General features: G+C 33.7%; 3 protein-coding genes and 1 pseudogene. 1 reads left to right on the forward strand and 3 read right to left on the reverse strand.

The window, feature by feature from the left end; all coding sequences use genetic code 11:
* Positions 1-258 precede the first annotated feature (258 nt).
* Positions 259-546, forward strand: a complete 288-nt coding sequence (locus ACFINU_RS09560) for a hypothetical protein (RefSeq protein ID WP_375618954.1) — start codon at positions 259-261, stop codon at positions 544-546.
* A gap of 1037 nt (positions 547-1583) precedes the next feature.
* Here ACFINU_RS09560 and ACFINU_RS09565 read toward each other — a convergent pair.
* From ACFINU_RS09565 to ACFINU_RS09575, 3 genes and pseudogenes are all read right to left on the reverse strand, one after another.
* Complete coding sequence (locus ACFINU_RS09565; RefSeq protein ID WP_375618953.1) at positions 1584-1940, reverse strand: ABC transporter transmembrane domain-containing protein; 357 nt, start codon at positions 1938-1940, stop codon at positions 1584-1586.
* 134 nt (positions 1941-2074) lie between these two features.
* Positions 2075-2275: an AlpA family transcriptional regulator gene (locus ACFINU_RS09570; protein WP_007347209.1), complete on the reverse strand. Its 201-nt coding sequence runs from the start codon at positions 2273-2275 to the stop codon at positions 2075-2077.
* 207 nt (positions 2276-2482) lie between these two features.
* Positions 2483-2716 (reverse strand): annotated as a pseudogene (locus ACFINU_RS09575) (integrase); the annotation flags it as partial.

Raw genomic sequence — 2716 nt, forward strand, 5'->3', positions numbered from 1 at the left:
CATTTGATTTTATGATTTTGTTTAAGAGAAAGAGCGATGGATGTCGCATATTTAAACAGTATTGTAAATAGTATTATATTAACACAAAATATACATTTTGTATGAATATAATATAAACATAATGTATTTATTGTTTATACAGTATTTTTATTATTATTTTTACAAATTATGTTTGACTTATTATAAAATGAACAATAATGAATTTTCCACTGTATCGTTGTGATACAGTTATTTTTAATAATTAAAAGGAGACTAAAAATGGGTAGTTCAAGCTCATCACATGATTCACACAGCAATTCACATTCACACAGCAGTTCACATTCATCAAGTTGGTTTCATTATGAAACATGTAGTCCTACTGATTATGCTGTTACAATTATTGGAGGGGCTGCAGTTGGAGCAGTTGCAAACGCAGCAGGCAATGCGTTGAAAGGTGTTATATTAGGACCACAAGGTGTGGGGGCATCCGCTTTGGCAGGAGCAATAAGTGGCTTAGGTTCGGGGGCAGTTGGAGCCGGTATAGGTAAATGGGTACAATGCCACTAAAAATTAAAGAGCGCTGGTATTTGTTTTTAGAAAATAACCAGTAAATTATTCCTGAAGTTAATTTCATTACAGACATATATTTATAGATATATATATAAAATAAACTTCAGGAATATAAAATTTTGAGCTGGATTTTATAATGGTAGATTTTTCTAATAGTATTACAACTTCATTAATATCAACAATTATATTTGGATTTTTATGTATTATTCCTTATATATTCAAATCCCATAATTGGAAAAAAAATGCAAAGGGGGAATTATTTAAAATAGCTATGTTCTTTATGTTATATTCTCTTATTGATTATTTACGTAGATATATTGGTTTATACTAGATCCATATAAATTTATTTTTTACGGAGTTTTTTCTTAAAAATACGAATTGTATCAACTTCTCCAATACGCTAACAACTACTCCATTTGCTGAGTGCATATTGATTTCACTCTGATAGTTATGATGTGGGGCATTATGCTTAGATGTAGTCGCAAATGATCTTAAAGGCGCAGTAGTAGTGGGATTTACGGGTCTAATTAAAAGACCAAAAGGCGCTGCCGTTGGAGCATTAGGAGGTGTAGTATGCGAAGGTTATACAATCTTAGTTCATAAAATAGATGATTGCTATCATCGGTAAAGTGAAAGAATACTGATTCTAATTTAGTAGAAAATAGATAGCAATATATTCCTGAAATCAGTAATATTGTAATCATAATTAAAAGTTATGGAAAAAATTGATTTCAGGGATATCATAATATTTATGACAATCATATTTTAGGGAGCATCTTCATTATGGAGATTATTTATAAAACTGCAAAATTATTTCTTCCAGAATTTATAGGTTTTTTGTGGTTTTTTTTGCATGTACTTTGTTACTTAGATTTAAAAGCTATAGTTGGGAAGCATCTATAAAGAAATCACTATTAATAATGATTTTAGTCGTTATATTATCTTGTGCTATTCATTATATTATTAATTATATTGATTTATAAAAGTGCAAAAGTATAAAATTGTTATCCATATTCATTATATTTTTCTCTCTTTCAAATACGTGAAAACAGTTCTCCCACTTGCCAAGTGCGTAAAGTGGGCAAAGAGAGACTTAAAAGATGGGTGTAAATGCGCCGTCCAAATTCTAGCGTAAGCCGATTGGCTAAATAAGCTCCTAAGTAGCCAGATAGATTGCTAAGAGCCGTGCTAAACAGCATGATAGCAACCATCAAGACAACGATAGCATAGAGACTTTCAATACGCTGAAAAGGGAGAATACGGTCGATAATCGCTTGAAAAATAAAAGGATTCACCAAGCCAAGTAAGCGCAAAACGACAGCAGCGCAACTGATCATGAGCAGGGCAACGGGCTGTTCCATAACGCCCATGCCAAACCCCGCGCAAGGCACGTGTGATACCTTGCGCATTCTTAAAAGAACACATCATTTTTAATCCTATAACGTTGCGTCATAGGACGGATTGTGCACTCTCTAGATTGATGAGTTTGAGAAAGCCTTGTCCGTCCTTACGTGACAAGGTTTTTTTATGCCGCGTCACTTTGACGTTGCTGTTTTGCTTGTTCGATGACATTCAAAAGATCCGATTGTAACCAACGGGATAAAAAACCAAATTTTAAAGGTTTTGGGAGAGATCCATTGGTTACATGACGGCGGAATGTTGAGACACTCATATGAAGCAATTTTGCACTTTCACGGTCTGTCAAAAGAATATCATTTTCTGTCATACTAAAATCCTTTCTATCAAAAAATGGTAACAAATCATAACTATTTATTAACCACATTTTGGTTCATTTAGAAAGATGTTTTATTTATAGAAAACAATATTTTATTATACAATTTCTGATGTGATACGTGATGAATCTTATTGAGAAAGAATGAGAGACAAGAGAGCTAAAGTTATCCACAAATCATGGGGTTATTCACCCCATATCTTAAGATTGACCAGTGACATAAGCCGCCCATTTATCCATATAGACACGGCGCTGTTCTAAATAATCAGTACGACGATAGGCACGCTCTACTTGTCCTCCTACTGTATGACTTAGAATAGTTTCAGCGACCTCATAGGGGGCATCGGTTGTTTCAGCGAGCCAATTGCGTAAACTAGAGCGAAAGCCATGGGGGCAGGCTTCAAGGTTATTGTCTCTCATATACTTTGACATAAC

This window comes from Bartonella sp. AC130YNZD (assembly GCF_042196865.1).
GTDB lineage: Bacteria > Pseudomonadota > Alphaproteobacteria > Rhizobiales > Rhizobiaceae > Bartonella.

Excerpts from the sequence above, each read along its gene's own strand:
- ACFINU_RS09560 (WP_375618954.1), top strand. The coding sequence starts at position 259 with ATGGGTAGTTCAAGCTCATCACATGATTCACACAGCAATTCACATTCA.
- ACFINU_RS09570 (WP_007347209.1), bottom strand. The coding sequence starts at position 2,275 with ATGACAGAAAATGATATTCTTTTGACAGACCGTGAAAGTGCAAAATTG.